The 15,538-nt window shown below is 63.9% G+C and carries 19 protein-coding genes and 1 tRNA gene; 8 read left to right on the top strand and 12 right to left on the bottom strand.

Going from position 1 to position 15,538, the window contains the following annotated elements; translation table 11 throughout:
- A partial coding sequence (locus BGI27_RS15665; RefSeq protein WP_141239830.1) for a transposase occupies positions 1-107 on the bottom strand: 107 nt, incomplete at its 3' end.
- Positions 108-409: 302 nt separating this feature from the next.
- Here BGI27_RS15665 and BGI27_RS15660 point away from each other — a divergent pair.
- Entirely contained in the window at positions 410-979 is a 570-nt protein-coding gene (locus BGI27_RS15660; RefSeq protein WP_095525758.1) for a histidine phosphatase family protein, read from the top strand.
- A 237-nt stretch (positions 980-1,216) separates the two neighbouring features.
- Here BGI27_RS15660 and cuyB read toward each other — a convergent pair whose 3' ends face one another.
- The 6 genes from cuyB to BGI27_RS15635 are packed head-to-tail and all read right to left on the bottom strand — an operon-like array spanning position 1,217 to position 5,763.
- Complete coding sequence (cuyB, locus tag BGI27_RS15655) at positions 1,217-1,948, bottom strand: cysteate racemase (RefSeq protein ID WP_223871847.1); 732 nt, start codon at positions 1,946-1,948, stop codon at positions 1,217-1,219.
- A complete protein-coding gene (cuyA, locus tag BGI27_RS15650; RefSeq protein ID WP_095525755.1) occupies positions 1,930-2,955 on the bottom strand; it encodes a D-cysteate sulfo-lyase in 1,026 nt (341 codons plus the stop codon). Before cuyA ends, cuyB begins: the two co-directional genes overlap by 19 nt.
- Before the next feature lie 45 nt (positions 2,956-3,000).
- The gene (locus BGI27_RS15645; RefSeq protein ID WP_095525754.1) at positions 3,001-3,870 is read right to left on the bottom strand and encodes an ABC transporter permease; all 870 of its coding nucleotides are present in this window, start codon (positions 3,868-3,870) and stop codon (positions 3,001-3,003) included.
- Complete coding sequence (locus tag BGI27_RS15640; protein ID WP_095525753.1) at positions 3,867-4,709, bottom strand: ABC transporter ATP-binding protein; 843 nt, start codon at positions 4,707-4,709, stop codon at positions 3,867-3,869. Before BGI27_RS15640 ends, BGI27_RS15645 begins: the two co-directional genes overlap by 4 nt.
- Before the next feature lie 6 nt (positions 4,710-4,715).
- Positions 4,716-5,036: a substrate-binding domain-containing protein gene (locus tag BGI27_RS18270; RefSeq protein WP_223871846.1), complete on the bottom strand. Its 321-nt coding sequence runs from the start codon at positions 5,034-5,036 to the stop codon at positions 4,716-4,718.
- Complete coding sequence (locus BGI27_RS15635) at positions 4,975-5,763, bottom strand: ABC transporter substrate-binding protein (RefSeq protein ID WP_223871845.1); 789 nt, start codon at positions 5,761-5,763, stop codon at positions 4,975-4,977. The genes BGI27_RS18270 and BGI27_RS15635 overlap by 62 nt, the downstream gene beginning before the upstream one ends.
- A gap of 395 nt (positions 5,764-6,158) precedes the next feature.
- Between BGI27_RS15635 and BGI27_RS15630 the strand changes: the two genes are divergently transcribed.
- The 5 genes from BGI27_RS15630 (at position 6,159) to hflX (ending at position 11,315) form a co-directional block, all read left to right on the top strand.
- A complete protein-coding gene (locus BGI27_RS15630; RefSeq protein WP_095525752.1) occupies positions 6,159-7,265 on the top strand; it encodes an ABC transporter ATP-binding protein in 1,107 nt (368 codons plus the stop codon).
- Between the two features lie 25 nt (positions 7,266-7,290).
- Complete coding sequence (locus tag BGI27_RS18580; protein WP_263406640.1) at positions 7,291-7,416, top strand: hypothetical protein; 126 nt, start codon at positions 7,291-7,293, stop codon at positions 7,414-7,416.
- Positions 7,410-8,150 (top strand): extracellular solute-binding protein, encoded by a 741-nt coding sequence (locus BGI27_RS15625; protein WP_239591168.1) that lies wholly within the window; start codon positions 7,410-7,412, stop codon positions 8,148-8,150. Before BGI27_RS18580 ends, BGI27_RS15625 begins: the two co-directional genes overlap by 7 nt.
- A gap of 99 nt (positions 8,151-8,249) precedes the next feature.
- Positions 8,250-9,902, top strand: coding sequence for an ABC transporter permease (locus tag BGI27_RS15620; RefSeq protein WP_095525750.1), 1,653 nt, complete (start codon positions 8,250-8,252; stop codon positions 9,900-9,902).
- 81 nt (positions 9,903-9,983) lie between these two features.
- Positions 9,984-11,315: a GTPase HflX gene (gene hflX, locus BGI27_RS15615; protein ID WP_095525749.1), complete on the top strand. Its 1,332-nt coding sequence runs from the start codon at positions 9,984-9,986 to the stop codon at positions 11,313-11,315.
- An 81-nt stretch (positions 11,316-11,396) separates the two neighbouring features.
- Here the strand turns inward: hflX and BGI27_RS15610 are convergent.
- Positions 11,397-11,473 (bottom strand) — tRNA-Arg (locus tag BGI27_RS15610).
- 120 nt (positions 11,474-11,593) lie between these two features.
- Here BGI27_RS15610 and BGI27_RS15605 point away from each other — a divergent pair.
- A complete protein-coding gene (locus BGI27_RS15605; RefSeq protein ID WP_095525748.1) occupies positions 11,594-11,995 on the top strand; it encodes a c-type cytochrome in 402 nt (133 codons plus the stop codon).
- A 72-nt stretch (positions 11,996-12,067) separates the two neighbouring features.
- Here the strand turns inward: BGI27_RS15605 and ygfZ are convergent, their stop codons facing one another.
- From ygfZ to BGI27_RS15585, 4 genes are all read right to left on the bottom strand, one after another.
- Positions 12,068-13,102, bottom strand: a complete 1,035-nt coding sequence (gene ygfZ / locus BGI27_RS15600; protein ID WP_095525747.1) for a CAF17-like 4Fe-4S cluster assembly/insertion protein YgfZ — start codon at positions 13,100-13,102, stop codon at positions 12,068-12,070.
- 43 nt (positions 13,103-13,145) lie between these two features.
- A complete protein-coding gene (locus tag BGI27_RS15595) occupies positions 13,146-13,733 on the bottom strand; it encodes an SDR family NAD(P)-dependent oxidoreductase (RefSeq protein WP_095525746.1) in 588 nt (195 codons plus the stop codon).
- Between the two features lie 21 nt (positions 13,734-13,754).
- Entirely contained in the window at positions 13,755-14,816 is a 1,062-nt protein-coding gene (locus BGI27_RS15590) for a dienelactone hydrolase family protein (protein WP_095530386.1), read from the bottom strand.
- A 77-nt stretch (positions 14,817-14,893) separates the two neighbouring features.
- The gene (locus tag BGI27_RS15585; RefSeq protein WP_095525744.1) at positions 14,894-15,097 is read right to left on the bottom strand and encodes a cold-shock protein; all 204 of its coding nucleotides are present in this window, start codon (positions 15,095-15,097) and stop codon (positions 14,894-14,896) included.
- A 334-nt stretch (positions 15,098-15,431) separates the two neighbouring features.
- Between BGI27_RS15585 and BGI27_RS15580 the strand changes: the two genes are divergently transcribed.
- Positions 15,432-15,538, top strand: a 107-nt coding sequence (locus tag BGI27_RS15580; protein WP_141239830.1) for a transposase, incomplete at its 3' end; no start/stop codon positions are given.

The following is a 15,538-nucleotide window of genomic DNA, read 5'->3' as shown; positions in this document are numbered from 1 at the left end:
ATGCTCACATCCAGTCGCCCGGCAACGTCCGCAACGCTATGTCCGCGATCGGTCACTTGCTTGACCGCTTCAATCTTGAACTCTTCCGTGTATCGCTTGCTACTCATAGACACCTCCACTTGGTTGCCAGCTTAAGGCTTCGAAGTGTCTAGTGAACCGGGGGCGATTCAATCGTCTGTTCAATGATCGATGCTAGACGAAATATCATAAAAGCATTTTTATGAACTAAAAAGACGTCGCTTCAAGCGATAGTAACTAATAGTTTCTAAACGATCCGGTGCTACTCCCGTATACGTGTCATCAATCTGTCCCGTACCAGCGCAAAGCCCTCGAATCCGAACGCGCGTATCCTTACACCCTGATCCCGCGCGGCACATGCCGCCATTTCCTGATCCGTGAGCTGTAGGTCATGACTGAAGCAATCACCTTGTATGTGGCCCGGCATGGGCAGACGCGTCTGAATCGTGAGTGGCGTTTTCAGGGCAGTACCGATGAGCCGCTGGATGAAACCGGGCTGGCGCAGGCGAAGGCGCTGGCCGAGCGGGTGCCGGCGGGGATCGGCCTGCTGGCGGTGTCTCCTCTGTTGCGGGCGCGGCAGACGGCAGGCTACGTGGCGCAGCGCCAGGGGCTGGAGATGGTGCTGATGGAGGAATTCCGCGAGCGGGCCTTTGGCGTGTTCGAGGGGCTCGGGCAGGAAGAGCTGGAGAGTCAGTACGCCGAGCTGTGGCATGGTGGCATCGTGCGGGAATGGGATGCGGCGCCGCCCGGCGGGGAAACCATCCGCGAGGTGAAGATGCGCGTCGAACGCGGGCTGACACGGCTGCGCGAGGGTGCGCATGAGCCCGTGCTGCTGGTGGCACACAGCTTCGTGGCGCGCATGATCAAGCTGCTGCTCAACGGGCTGCCCGAATCCACGATCTACGACGGCGAGATGCTGGGCAACGCGGAATTCGAAACGTACCGCTTGCCGCGAAACTGAGTCATCCGCCGCTGGCCCGCATGCCTAATCCTTGGGCGTGAATGGCGGGCAGGGGCCAAACCAGATGAGGCCGGAATCCGGCTGTGTCGGGGCGTGTTCCGCCAGTGGCTTGCACAGCAGCGGTTGTGTTTCCGTTTCCGCGAGCGGGGCTTCGTCCTGAGGTGCCAATGGCTCTCGAGCGGTTTGCCGCAGGGAAAAACGAGCGAAGACGCGCGACAGGAACGGCATATTCGAGGGTCAGGCGACTTGTCGCGCGGCGTGCCGGCTGGCGGCCAGCCAGTAATCCACGCAGGCCCCGGCCAGTGCCTGATTGGTGTCGATGCTGATGCCCAGCAGCGGTGAATCGATCCGGCGCAATGCCAGCGGCACTTCGGTGCAGGCAAGAATCAGGCGGTTGGCGCCACGCTCGACGAGGCGCTCCGCCGCGCGGGCCAGCAGCAGGGCGCCTTCGTGCAGCGCGTTGCGTTTGACGGCGTAGCAGCCGGGGACGAACAATTCCTCGATCTCGGCATCGCTGTTGGCGAGCCAGGGAATGCCCGCGCTATCCAGGCGGCGCTGGTAGAGGCCGGATTCCAGCGTGCCGCGCGAAGCGATCAGGCCGACGCGCTCGTCGTCCTCACCCACCAGCAGCGCCGCCAGGCTGGCATCCACGATATGGATCAAGGGCACGGGGCTGGCGGCCTGCAATTCGTCGAACCAGCAGTGTGCGGTGTTGCAGGGCACCACGATGCGCGTGGCACCTGCGGCCGCAAGTCTGACGATGCCCTGCAGCATCGCGGGCAGTGGCGAGGGGCCGCGTCCGGCCAGCGCGTGCTGGCGATCCGGGATCTGCGGCACGTTCCAGCACACCACGGGCACGTGCTCCTGATCGGTCGCTGCCGGAGTTTCCTCGACGATCTTGTGCAGGAAGTCGACGGTGGCCAGCGGTTCCATGCCGCCCAGCACGCCGATCAGTGCGGATGCCGCCACGATTCGTTCTCCGGTGTGAAGACCGTGCGGTAGGCGAAGAGGCCGGCAGCGCCGCCGGTATGCACGAACAGCAGTTTTTGCCCTTTCCGATAGTGCCCCTTGCGCACCAGATCGATCAGGCCGGCAAAGCCCTTGCCGGAGTAGACCGGGTCGAGCAGGATTCCTTCGAAACGCGCCAGCAGCTCCACGGCTTCGATCATGCCCGGTGTGGGGATGCCGTAGCCGGGGCCGACGTAATCCGAATTTGCCTGCACGGTTTCCGCGCCCAGCTCACCGGGCAGGCCGAGCAGATCCCAGGTCTGGCGGGCCAGGCGCAGCACGTTTTCCTCCTGCTTCGCGCGCGCTGCGCGCACGCTGATGCCGAGTACCGGAATACCACTGTTGAGGCCTTGCAGGCCCGCCACCAGGCCAGCTTGGGTGCCGGTGCTGCCGGTGGCGTGGATCACCTGGTCGAAATGCAGACCGTGTTCGTTGGCATGCCAGAGGATTTCCTGCGCGGCGACCACGTAACCCAGCGCGCCAATGGGATTGGAGCCGCCGCCGGGGATCAGATAGGGCTTTTCGCCGGCGGCCCTGAGGCGTTCCCCCACGGCTTCCAGCTCCGCGTTCATGTCGCTGCCGGCTGCGCGCGTTTCCAGCGAGGCGCCCAGAATGCGGTCGAGCAGCAGATTGCCGTTGGCATAGTAATCGTCGTGCGCGTCGCCCACGCGCTGCTCCAGCAGCGCGGTGGCTTTGAGGCCGTGGCGGGCGGCGGCGGCGATGGTCTGGCGCACGTGGTTGGATTGCGTGGCGCCCTGCGTGACCACGTGCGTCGCGCCTTTGGCCAGCGCGTCGCCGATCAGGAATTCGAGCTTGCGCGTCTTGTTGCCGCCGGTGGCGAGCCCGGTGTTGTCATCGCGCTTGATGTAGATCTCCGGTCCGCCGAGATATTCGGTGATGCGCGGCAGGAATTCGATGGGCGTGGGCGACTGGGTGAGGCGCACGCGAGGGAAACGGGTCAGGTCCATGACGGTGAGGAAGCCGGAAGAAGGTAAAGGGAATGCGGAAAGAAATCAGCGCTGCAGGCCCCAGCGGCGCACGGTGAGCCGTTCGAGCGTCTGGAAGCCGAGCGTTTCGACGGCCAGGCCGATCAGGATCACCAGTACCAGGCCGGCGAAGACGCGGTCGGTGAAGAGTTCGTTGCGGTTCTGGAAGATGTACCAGCCCAGCCCGCTCTTGCCGGAGGATGCGCCGAACACCAGTTCGGCCGCGATCAGGGTGCGCCAGGCGAAAGCCCAGCCGATCTTGAGGCCGGAAAGGATTGCGGGCAGCGCGGCGGGCACCAGGATCTGCAGTACGTAGCGCAGGCCGCCCAGGCCGTAGTTGCGGCCGGCCATGCGCAGGGTTTCGGGCACGCCCTGGAAGCCGGCGTAGGTATTGAGCGCCAGTGGCCAGAGCACCAAATGGATCAGCACGAAGATCAGGCTGCCATGCCCGAGGCCGAACCACAGCAGTGCCAGCGGCAGCAGCGCGATGGCCGGCAGGGGATTGAACATCGCGGTGAGCGTGGACAGCAGATCGCGCCCGAGCTGCGTGGAGACGGCCAGTGTGGTCAGCGCGAAGGCCGCCACGATGCCGTAGGCGTAGCCCTGGATCAGCACGGTAAGCGAGATGCCGGCGCGGCGCAGCAGTTCGCCGCCAGCCAGGCCTTCGCGCAGCGCCGAAGCGGTCTGCAGGAAGGTGGGCAGCAGCAGATCGTTATTCTGCTGGCGGGCGATGATCTCCCAGAGGATGGCGAGCACGATGAGGATCGCGGTGCGCCGCAGCCAGGCCTGCTGCCACAGGCGGTTGCTCCAGTGCAGCGGGCGCGTGGCCTCGCGCGGCGGGATCTCTTCCAGCAGGCGTTCGTACTCGGGGCGGACGGGCGGATTGATGAGGCTCATGCGATCTTGCGCGCGGGTTCTGCCTGCCGCGAGACGGGATATTCCTCGTCGAAGAGCAGGCGATGGATGCGCTGGGTGGCGAGCTGGAATTCCGTGCCGCCCTGGCTTTGCAGGCTGAATTCGTGGCTGTTGATCTCGGCGCGCACGCGGCCGGGATGCGGCGAGAGGATGCCGATGCGGTTGCCCACGATCAGCGCTTCCTCGATCGAATGGGTGACGAAGAGCAGCGTGAAGCGCACTTCCTCCCACAGCGCCAGCAGCTCCTCCTGCATCTTGCGGCGGGTCAGCGCGTCCAGCGCGGCGAAGGGCTCGTCCATGAGCAGGATGCGCGGCTGCATGGCCAGCGCGCGGGCGATGGCCACGCGCTGTTTCATGCCACCGGAGAGCGTGTGCGGATAGGCATCGGCGAAGCGCGACAGCCCGACCTTGTCCAGGTAGTGCAGGGCGCGTTCCGCGGCTTCGCGGCGCCCCAGCGTGCGCGAGGCCAGCAGCGGGAAGATCACGTTTTCCTTCACCGTTTTCCAGGGCGGAAGCTGGTCGAATTCCTGGAACACCACGATGCGGTCCGGCCCGGGGCGGGCGACGCGCTGCCCGTCGAGGCGGATCTCGCCTTCCACCGGCTGGATGAAGCCGGCGGCGGCCTTGAGCAGCGTGGATTTGCCGCAGCCCGAGGCGCCGAGCAGCACGAAGCGGTCGGCTTCATGCACGGCGAAGCTCACGCGGTGGGTGGCGCGCACCAGGCGCTTCGGCGTGCGGTATTCCAGGCTGACGCCGTCGACATCGAGCAGCGGCGTCGGAGTGTCGGAAGCGGGCATCTTCAGGCTGCTGACCTTGTTCATGGCCGATCAGCTGCCGGTGGCGACGTGCGCGTCGTCGAAGAAGTAATCCTTCACCGAGGCGGGCTTGTTCTTGATCGCGCCCACGCGGTGCAGAAATTCAGCCAGGCCGTAGGTGTTTTCCGGCGTGAGCTTGAACTGCACCTCGGGGTTCTTGATGATCGACAGGATCAGGTTGCGGTCGACCTTGGAGTTGTTGGTGCGGATGAAGATGTCGGCGGCCTGCTCGGGGTTGCCCGCGATCAGCCGGGCCGCTTCGTTGAGCCCGTCAATGAAGGCCTTGTAGGTCTTCGGGTTGTCCTTGCGGAATTTCTCGGTGGCGTAGAGCACGGTCGGTGGCCGAGGCCGGGCCGCCGAGAACTTCATAGGAATTGAGCACGATGCGGGCATTCGGGTTGCCAGCCAGCTCCTGTTCCTGGAACGGCGGGTTGCCGAAGTGCGCACTGATCTCGGTGCCGCCCTTGATGATCGCGGCGGCGGCATCCGGGTGCGGCACGGCGACCTGCAGGCGGTCCAGGCGGGCGAATTCCTTGTCACCCCAGAGCTTGGCTGAGGCCAGCTGCAGTACGCGGGACTGTACGGAGACGGATACCGAGGGCACCGCGATGCGGTCCTTGTCGGTGAAGTCCGCGATGGTTTTCACGTTCGGATTGTTGCTCACCAGGTAGTACGGGAAGTTGCCCAGCGAGGCCACGCCGCGCACGTTCTGGCGGCCCACGGTGCGATCCCAGATCGTCAGCAGCGGGCCGACGCCGGCACCGGCGATGTCGATGTTGCCGGCCAGGAGTGCGTCATTCACATTGGCACCGCCCGAGAGCTTGATGAATTCAACCTTGATGTCGATGCCCTGGGCCTTGCTGTGCTTTTCGATCAGTTTCTGGTCCTGCGCGACGTTCAGCAGCAGGTAGACGATGCCGAACTGCTCGGCGATGCGGATCTGCCCTTCGGCCAGCGCGGGTTTGGCGATGGCACTGGCGCCGACGGCGATTGCCAGGCCGGTGATCAGTGAAAGGACACGGCGGGAGATGCGACGCTGCATCGGGTGCGAAGTATGCATTGCTTGTTCCTCGGTTTTTTTCCTTGGGCGCCGGGGCGCAGCCGGAGAAATGGCTTTCCCGGCCCGGTAACTGCCGGGACCATTCTTGAGGAATATGCCGCTGCGCCAAAATACGTTTTCCTGGGGTGCTTAGTAGCCGCCGTTTCATTTGCATATGACATTCGTGGTGCATTAGGTTTGCCGGAATGCTGATAAGCGATTGCCGCGAAAGCGGTTTTGCCAGACGTCCATCCGCTTGAGCCGGCGTCATTCCGGCGCAGGCCGGAATCCAGACCTGTAATGGGATTCTGAATCCGGGCGGTATTGCGCGAGGCGGGGTTTGGCGCAGGCCATGGTGCCGCCCGGTATCGCGACTGTCATTTCGCTGTAACGAACCCGCAATACGCTGCGGCCCCATGAATCCGCTTCCATCGTCGGCACGATCCGATACGGCCGGCCTCGAACTGACCGGGCTGACACGCCGCTTCGGCGCCCATACCGTTCTCGACGACATCCACCTGGGGCTGGCCTCCGGGCAGATCCTGGCGCTGCTGGGCCCTTCGGGCTGTGGCAAGACCACCTTGCTCAAGCTGATTGCCGGCATGCTTGAGGCCGATGCGGGCGAGATCCGCATCGACGGGCAACGCGTGGCAGGGCAGGGGCTCTGCCTGCCGCCGGAGAAACGCGGGCTGGGCATGGTTTTCCAGGATTACGCGCTATGGCCGCACATGACGGTCGGACGCAATGTGTCCTTCCCGTTGGAGATGCGGGGCGTGGCACGTGCCGAATGCGTGCGCCGCAGCGATGAGGCGCTGGCCCTGGTGGGGCTCGCCGGATTCGCCGCACGCCAGCCCGGCAGCCTTTCCGGCGGGCAGCAGCAGCGCGTGGCGCTGGCGCGCGCCATCGTTGCGCGCCCGCGCCTGCTGCTGTTCGACGAGCCCTTGTCCAACCTCGACCGCGACCTGCGCGAAACGCTGTGCGGCGAAATTGGTCGTCTGCTGCGCGAGTTGGGCACCACGGCGGTCTACGTCACCCACGATCACGAGGAAGCCTTTGCGCTGGCCGACAACGTGGCCGTGATGGATGCCGGCCACATCAGCCAGCTAGCTTCGCCGGACACGCTGGTGACCGAGCCGGCCAACGCCGTGGTGGCGGATTTCCTCAAGCTCGGTGTCCTGCTGGCAGGCGAGGCCACGCCGCAGGGCTGGCGTCTGGCGGGAGGCCGCGAGCTGGCCGCACCGCAGGTGGCTCGTGGGCATTGGCAACGCGTGGCCACCACCGGACCGGGCCGTCTCTTCGTGCCGCATGCCGCCGTGCGCCATGCGGCACCGGAAGAGGCCGATCTGCACACCCGTGTGATGGCGCAGCGCTATCGCAATGGTCAATACGCCACCAGCCTGGATGCCGCCGATCTGCCCGGCAGCGAGCTGGTGCTCCTGAGCTCTCAGCGTCTGCGCGTCGGCGAGGCGGTTTCTATTGCCTTCGACTGGTCTCGCCTGCGCTGTTTTCCTGTCTGTTCCTGAACGTTTTCCACCGGAGAATCACATCATGAAGCAACGCCTTCTCAGTCTGAGCCTGGCGCTTGGCACCTTGCTGAGCCCCGCCGCCCACGCCCTGACCATCTATACCGCCGCCTGGAGGCCGAAGCGGCCAATCCGCGTGCCGACGTGGTGATCTCGGCGAGCTGGGAAAGCGCGCTGGATCTGGACAAGCGCGGCTGGCTGCTGCAATGGCAGAGCGCCAATGCCGCCAGGGTGCCGGCAGCCTACAAGGGCCCGGCCTACGTGGCTCAGGGGCTTTCCGCACTGGCCATCGTATGGAACCCGAAGAGCGGCACGCCGCGCCCCACCGACTGGGCCGATCTCGCGAAGCCCGAGTTCAAGGACAAGGTGAACATGCCCGACCCGGCATCCTCCGGCACCGCGCTGGAGCTGCTCTCCGGCCTGCAGGCTGCGCAGGGGGACCGCGCCTGGAAGCTCTTCGAAGCGCTGAAAGCCAATGGCATGGCCGTGGGCGGCGCCAATGCCGCCGCGCTCAATCCGGTGCTGCAAGGCGCCAAGGCGGCGGTATTCGGCGCGGTGGACTACGTGACGCTGGCCGCCGTCGCCAAGGGGGAGAACGTGGAGGTGATCTTTCCTGCCAGTGGCACCATCGTGGCGGCACGGCCGATGATGATCCTGAAGTCCTCCAAGGCGCAGGAGGATGCGAAGAAGTTCGTCGACTACGTACTTTCGCCCAAGGGGCAGGCACTGGTGGCGGATGTTTACCTGATGCCGGCGCGCAGCGATGTTGCCGCCAAGCGCAAGCCCGCCAGCGAGATCAAGGTGCTGCCCCCCGAAGGCGAGGGCGCCCAGGCCGCGCGCAAGAGCTTGCTGGAGCGCTTCTCCGCGCTGTTCGGCCGCAAGTAAGCCGGCCTTCTCCGTGATCACCCTGAGCCGGGCCGTGCTACTGGCAGGCTTCCGGCCCAGGGGCTTTCTGTTTTTTCCGTTTCTCTCGCCGGGATCGTCATGCGCGCCAACCGCGTCCTGCTGCTTCTGACCCTGTCCGCCCTGGGGGCCATCGTCGTGCTGCCGATCGGCGCGGTCCTCCTGCAAGCGATCTTTCCCGATCTTGCGCAGGGCTCCTGGGCGCGGCCGCTGGCGCATCTGGGCGAGACCCTGAGCAATCCAGCGCTGCTGGAGCTGATTGGCAATACCTTGCGCCTGGGGGCGTGCGTGGTACTGCTCTCGGCTTTGCTGGGCATTCCGTTGGGATGCCTGCGGGGGCTTTGCCGCGTGCCGGGCGCGCGCTTCTGGGATCTGCTGTTCCTGCTGCCGTTCATGATTCCGCCGTACATCGCGGCGCTGGGCTGGATTCTGCTGCTGCAACCGGCCGGTTATCTGCAACAACTGGCGGGAAGCCATCTGGGCGGTTTCCTGTTCTCGTTTTCCGGCGTGGTCTTCGTGATGACGCTGAATGTGTTTCCGGTGGTGTACTTCGCCGTTTCGCGCGGCATGGCCGGCTCGGCGGGGCGTCTGGCAGAGGTCGGGCGCGTGTTTGGCGGCAATCCCTGGCGCTGTTTCTGGCGTATCAGCCTGCCCCTGGCGCTGCCGGGCATCGCGGCGAGCCTGTTGCTGGTGTTCGCCATGGCTATCGAGGAATACGGCACGCCTGCCGTGCTGGCCTCCAATGCGGGCTTCTTCGTGCTGGTGACCGGCATCGAGCGGCGTTTTTCGGATTGGCCCATCGATCTGCCCGGAGCTTCGCTGCTTTCCGTGTTGCTGGTGGTGATGGCGATGTTCGCTTTCATCGCCCAGCGTCGCCTGACTGCCGGGCGCAGCTATGAAACGCTGACCGGCAAGCCCGGCGAACAGGCGCCGCGCGAGCTGGGCGCCTGGAAGCTGCCGGCGCTGGCGCTGTTTGCCGCAACGGCCAGCGTTGCCAGCATCGCACCGCTGTTTTCCATCCTCGCCACAGCGTTCAGCGGCACCTTGTCCGGTGGTCTGAGCGTTGCCAACCTTTCCACACGGCATTTCGAAGCCATCCTGACGCAGGGCGGCAATGCCACGCGAGCGCTGCTCACCAGCCTTTCGCTCGGCCTGGGTGCCGCCATGCTGACGGGGTTGCTGGGACTGCTGGTGGCGTATTGCGTGGTCAGGCTGCGCACGCGCGGGCGGGCGATCATCGATGCGCTGTCGCTGCTGCCCAACACCATGCCCGGCGTGGTGGTTGGGGTGGGCCTCATCCTCGCCTGGAATCAGGGTTTCTGGCCGGCCACGCCCTACAACACGTGGGTGATCCTGTTGCTGGCGTATTGCTGTCTGTTCCTGCCTTATCCGGTGCGCTATGCCAACGCGGCCTTGCAGCAGATCGGCGAGAACCTGGAAGCCGCCGCACGCGTGCATGGCGCTGGCATGGTCGTGACGCTGCGCAGGATTTTGCTGCCGCTGGTGTGGCCCAGCCTGGGCGCGGCGATGTTGCTGGTGTTCGCGATTGCGTCGCGCGAGTTGGTGGCTTCCCTGTTGCTGGCGCCCACCGGTGTGCAGACCGTGTCGCTGTTCATCTGGCGTCAGTTCGAACAGGGCTCGGTGGGGCAGGGTATGGCGATGAGCTCGGTGACTATCGCGCTGACGACCTCGGTGATGCTGCTGGTGAGCCGGAAGCGCGGCAGCCTGCGTTAAGGGATTTCTCCTGCGGTGGTGCGGATTCGTGGCGGTTGACGGGTACTATCCGGCCTCGTCCTCTCCGACAGGCTCCCCTGAATGCGAACAGAAGTACAAGAGAAAGCCCTGCGTGCGGTGGTTGCCGCCGTGCAGCTACCCAGCGTGAGCGATCTGGAGTTCGAGTCTTCACTCGCGGAGTTGCGGGAGTTGGCCCGGACCCTGGGCTTCCGGGTGGTGGATACCTTCATCCAGAAACGCGGCAGCTTCGACACCACGGGCTACCTCGGCATCGGCAAACGCCAGGAGCTTGCAGCCTTCATCGCTGCGCATGCCGGGGATGAGGAGACGGCGGACACGGGCGAAGAGATCGGGATGATTCTCGTCGACCACGAGATTTCGCCTTCGCAGGCCCGCAATCTCGAACTGGAGACGGGCTGCGAGGTGATGGACCGGACCATGGTCATCCTCGAGATCTTCCACCGCAATGCGCGCAGCCGCGCGGCCAGAGCCCAGGTGGAGATCGCCCGGCTGGGCTACATGGCTCCCCGCCTGCGCGAGGCCGCCAAGCTCGCCGGCCCGCAAGGGCGGCAGCGCAGCGGTGTGGGAGGGCGTGGGGCAGGGGAGTCGCACACCGAGCTGGACCGCCGCAAGATCCGTGATCGCATTGCCGAATTGCAGCTCGAAATCCTGGCCATGGAGGCCGAGCGCAAGACCCAGCGCGCACGGCGCCAGGAACGCCAGGGGCTCGCTGGCGTTGCGCTGGTCGGCTACACCAACGCCGGCAAATCCACGCTGATGCGCGCGCTCACAGGCAGTGAGGTGCTGGTCGAAAACAAGCTTTTCGCCACGCTCGACACCACCGTACGGGCGCTGTATCCGGAAAGCGTTCCCCGGGTGCTGGTCAGCGATACGGTGGGCTTCATCAAGAACCTGCCGCACGGCCTCGTGGCTTCGTTCAAATCCACGCTGGACGAGGCGCTGGATGCTTCCTTGCTGCTGCACGTGGTCGATGCGTCGGACCCGGGGTTCGAGCGTCAGCGCGAGGTGACCGAAGTCGTGCTCGGGGAAATCGACGCGCACGAAATCCCGCGTCTGCGCATCTTCAACAAGATTGACTTCGTCGGTGATGCGCTTGCGCAGTCCGAATGCCGGGCGCGGCTGGAGGCTTCATATCCGGGCTGCATCGTCATGAGTGCACGCGATCCGGCGGATGTGGCGCGCCTTCACCGGACCATCGTGGAGTTCTTCCAGCGCGATCTGGTCGAGACCGAGCTGTTCCTGCCGTGGTCCGCACAGCAAGGGCGTGGCGAGATCTATGCGAGCTGCGCAGTGCTGGAAGAGCGCTCGGATGAGAACGGCGCGTTCTTCCACGTGCGAGGCGAGGCGCATGTGATCGAAAGCCTGAAGGGACGTTTTGCGGTATCTGGTTGAGCGATCGACCAGACTGCAGGAAGAGGGAAGATGGGCTGCCTGACCAGACCGGCAGCTGCTCTGAGCCCCTGAAAGGGCGATTGGCGCATCCGACACGATTCGAACGTGCGACCCCTGCCTTCGGAGGGCAGTACTCTATCCAGCTGAGCTACGGATGCGTGGTTTGTTGCAGCGAGGCGCGGATTCTACAGGGGGATGCGCGCTCTGTGCAAATCCGTCGGCACACAAGCTGGCTATAATCGCGTCCTGACAATAATTTCCCCAGAGGGTGCCCCACCATGTTGCCGATGTTCTCAAAGAAGTCGAGCGGCCTGATCGTCCTGTGTTCTCTCGCAGCGCTTGTAGCCTGTGGCAAGAAAGCGCTCGATGAGGAAAAGACGGCGGAGCTGATCCAGCCGGTTGCGCGCCTGGCGCTGAGTGACGAGGTGGCCGCGCCGGGCGGGCGCTCCGGCGAGCAACTGGTACAGACCGTCTGCTCGGCCTGTCATGGCACCGGCGCCTTGGGCGCACCCAAGGCCGGTGACAAGGCCGCCTGGGCTCCACGTATCGCGCAAGGTATCGACGCGCTTTACAAGAGCGCATTCGAGGGCAAGGGACAGATGCCGGCACGTGCCGGTGCGCAGTTGACCGACGAAGAACTGCACGCTGCCGTGGATCAACTGGTGGCGCTGGCGCGCTGAGAGCTCGATCCTGATCTTGCTGAGAGGAGCTGCCCAGCAGGGCCTCTCGGTTCAGATACCCGATGCCTGCACTCAGTCGATCACGTAGGGCAGGGACGCCAGCGCGAGGCGCGGGCCGTCTGGCGCGCCGAGGTGTACTTCTCCCGCTTCGAACGCGCTGATCTGCATGACGGCGAGCACGTCAAAGCCTGCCTCCGGCGCGGCAACCACCGATACGAGTTTGCCACAGGATTGGGCGCCGAATTCGGGCGCATAAAGATCCATGCTGGCAACAGGTACGCCGCTATCCTCCTGCACCTGGGCCCGATACATGCGTTTCTTGAGCTTGCCCAGGTATTGCGTGCGGGCCACGATTTCCTGCCCTGGGTAACAGCCTTTCTGGAAGTTCACGCCGCCCAGCAATTCGAAATTCAGCATCTGCGCCACGAACTCATCGCTGCTTGCCGCAGTGATCAAGGGGTGGCCGGCATGGATGTCCAGCCAGCGCCAGGCAGCCGTACCCGCCGCTTTTGCGCCACCTTCGAGCAATGCTCCCCAGAGTGCGTCCACGGTGTCTTCCGGACAATCCAGGATGTAACGGTCCGGGGCCAGGCGAATGACATTTGCCTTGTCGGTACGAATGACGCCCATATCTTGGCCAGGGGGCTGCAGTTCTAGTCCCGCCAACAGTGCTTCGGCTCCCGTGCCGGCCAGCCCGAGAAGGATTCGGGCGGGCGTAGCGAGCTTCACCTTACTGCGCAGCACGTACATGCCCAGCTTCTTCGAGATGCCGGCCTGAAGATCACTGGCCAGCGCCAGATTGAAGCCAGCCTCCGTGCGCCAGACGAGAAAGCTGGCCAGCATGCGTCCTTTGGGAGTGTTGAGACTGCTGAACTGCGCCTTGTCCGCCGGAAGCTTCTTGATGTCATTGGACGTTAGGTTGTGCAGGAAGCCCGCAGCATCCTCTCCATTGGCTTCGATCAGCGTCAGATGGGAAAGCGGTACACAAACGGTTTCCTGCGAGGCAAGGCGGGTTTCCGTGCGCTCATCCGCAAAGCCGATTTCTCCGGAGTTTTCGTCAAAACGACTGGGAGCGGGAGTCATTCTGGAATACCAGGCGGGGGGCATGAGGGATCCTTCCGTTGAGACTTGTGAAACGAGAAGCGGTGGTTCAGTCCTGACTCCGCACAAAACTGCGCAGCCAGGATTCGATATCGCGTACAGGAACATCCAGTGAACGATGGACGGGCGCAGGGCGGGGATATCCACCCACCTCGTCCTGCGAGTCGATTATGCGCCCCTCGCCGGCACGGATCTGGGCAATCAGGCGTCGATCGATTTCATCACGATCCCAGGGGCGTGCTCCTGCATTCTCCAACACCCATTCGCGAACAGCGGATGCTGGACGGAGTGCGGGAGGGTTGGCAAACACCGGTACGGGCAGTGGTGTGAAGTTGCCATTGACGATGGCCGCCGTGGTGCCATCCCTATGGAAAGCCAGGTCCAGTCCTGCGTTGTTCACTAGCAGGTCGATATGGCTGAAGTCCGATGGGAGGGTTGAAATTGCCTGCAGGACGGCTTCCCGTTGGCTGACGTCGAGTTCCACGATGTGCAGTGGATGACCTGGAAACTCCTCTTGTAGCGCCTGGAGGCGTTCCTTTCGGCGTGCCACAGCGATGACGGCATGCCCAGCCTCAAGAAACCGGCGGCTGATGGCTGCGCCGAAACCGGCGCTGGCTCCGCTGACTAAGACGATCATGGACAAGACTCCTTTCGTGTTTCAGGAACAGGGGTTTTCGATACTGGCAGGCGTATACGGTCGGCCATCGGGCCATCGCCCGAGGAAACGGTTTTCCGGCGAATCACCAAACAGGGATTGCGGATAATCTGCGCCACCCACCCAGTCGAGCAGGCGGCCGGCCAACCGCCAATAACCGTAGAAATCCAGCTGGTTTAGGGATGGAGAACTCTCGAATCCCTCTCTGGGATGAATTGCATTGGGGACAGTCGCGCGGCTGTCGGGGAAGTCGTAACGACTGTCTGGCGCACCCGGTGAGCCGTGGCCTGCCAGTACTCGCTTATCCCCGTTCTGATCCGAGGGGAAAATCAGCAGCAAGCGCCTGTCTGCTGGAAGATGGCATAAACGGGAGGCCAGCAAACGGGCTGTTGGCAGGCCGATGCCTGTGTCAGCTGCGCCGGTGGCGATCACGACGGGAAGGCCGACAGGTAATTGTTCTATCGGGCCAATGATGCTGCGCGCAGCCTCTCCCTTGGCGACATGATGGGCATCACCCGGTGCGAACAGCAGTACTGCCCGTGGGGCGGGGAGGCCGAAACGCTGTGGTGCCAGCGCAAAGTTGAGTGAAATTGCTGCCCCCATGGAAAAACCGATGTATAGGGTCCGATTGGTATCGATTTGCTCGGGATTGCGCATCTGGAGCAATGCGAGTGCCGCCGCGCTCGCCTGGCCAGCCAGACGCGTGACATCCTGGGGCGCAGTGGCATTGCCGTCCTGATAGACCGGGTAGATCAGGACGGCGCCACGGCGTACCAGCAAATCGATCAAGGCGCCGAAGTTCTTCGGATTCATCCCAAGCCAGCCATGATTCAGCAAGACCAGCGGAGCGCCCTGCGGTGCGGGCGTGCGTGGCATGAATACATAGGCGCGCATCGGCCCGTTGCCAACGCTGAGTACTTCGACGTCCTTGTGCTTCAGACCGGCAAGCCAAGCCTCAGGCGCATGGCGCATTGTCAGCGTATCGATATCCTCGGCCCTGGCGACCGGAAGCAGGAAGAGCTGCAACAACAGCAACAACAATGGCAAAGGGCAGCAGGCTTTCATGGGCAGCGAAAAAAGAGAGGGCTGAAAGCAAAAAGCCCGGCCTAGGCCGGGCTTCAAATCCAGTCTGGATCCGTGCCTTATTCCGGACGGATGTTGGAGGCCTGCTTGCCCTTCGGGCCTTCGGTGATGTCGAAGCTCACGCGTTGGTTTTCAGCCAGGGTGCGGAAACCCTTGGACTGAATCGCGGAGAAGTGGGCAAAGAGGTCTTCGCCGCCGCCATCCGGCGTGATGAAGCCAAAACCCTTGGAGTCGTTGAACCACTTGACGGTACCAGTTGCCATGTTTGAAGCGTCCAGAAAAAAGTGCAAAGAACGGGCGACGCCCGCGTCGGACGAAAATCAAGTAGGAGGGGTTACCACTGGCGTACCGACAAGGGAAGACAGCGAGAAAGCCACAACAACACTGCTTGAAATCGTGCGTGCGAACTATGGCTGCTTTGGTAACGCTTGGCAAGCCCTTTCAGCACGCAAATGCAGGCGCAGTCTGGGCTTGCCCGGTTGGGCAGAGGTCCTACAGGAAAACCCCGATGCATTAACTCGGGCTGGAGGTGTCTGAATCGCCCCCGGTTCACTAGACACTTCGAAGCCTTAAGCTGGCAACCAAGTGGAGGTGTCTATGAGTAGCAAGCGATACACGGAAGAGTTCAAGATTGAAGCGGTCAAGCAAGTGACCGATCGCGGACATAGCGTTGCGGACGTTGCCGGGCGACTGGATGTGAGCAT

Origin of the sequence: Candidatus Dactylopiibacterium carminicum, from assembly GCF_014736495.1 — a bacterium.
Lineage (GTDB): Bacteria > Pseudomonadota > Gammaproteobacteria > Burkholderiales > Rhodocyclaceae > Uliginosibacterium > Uliginosibacterium carminicum.
The sequence above is the reverse complement of the archived record's forward strand: the minus strand, read 5'-3'. Positions and strand labels throughout refer to the sequence as shown.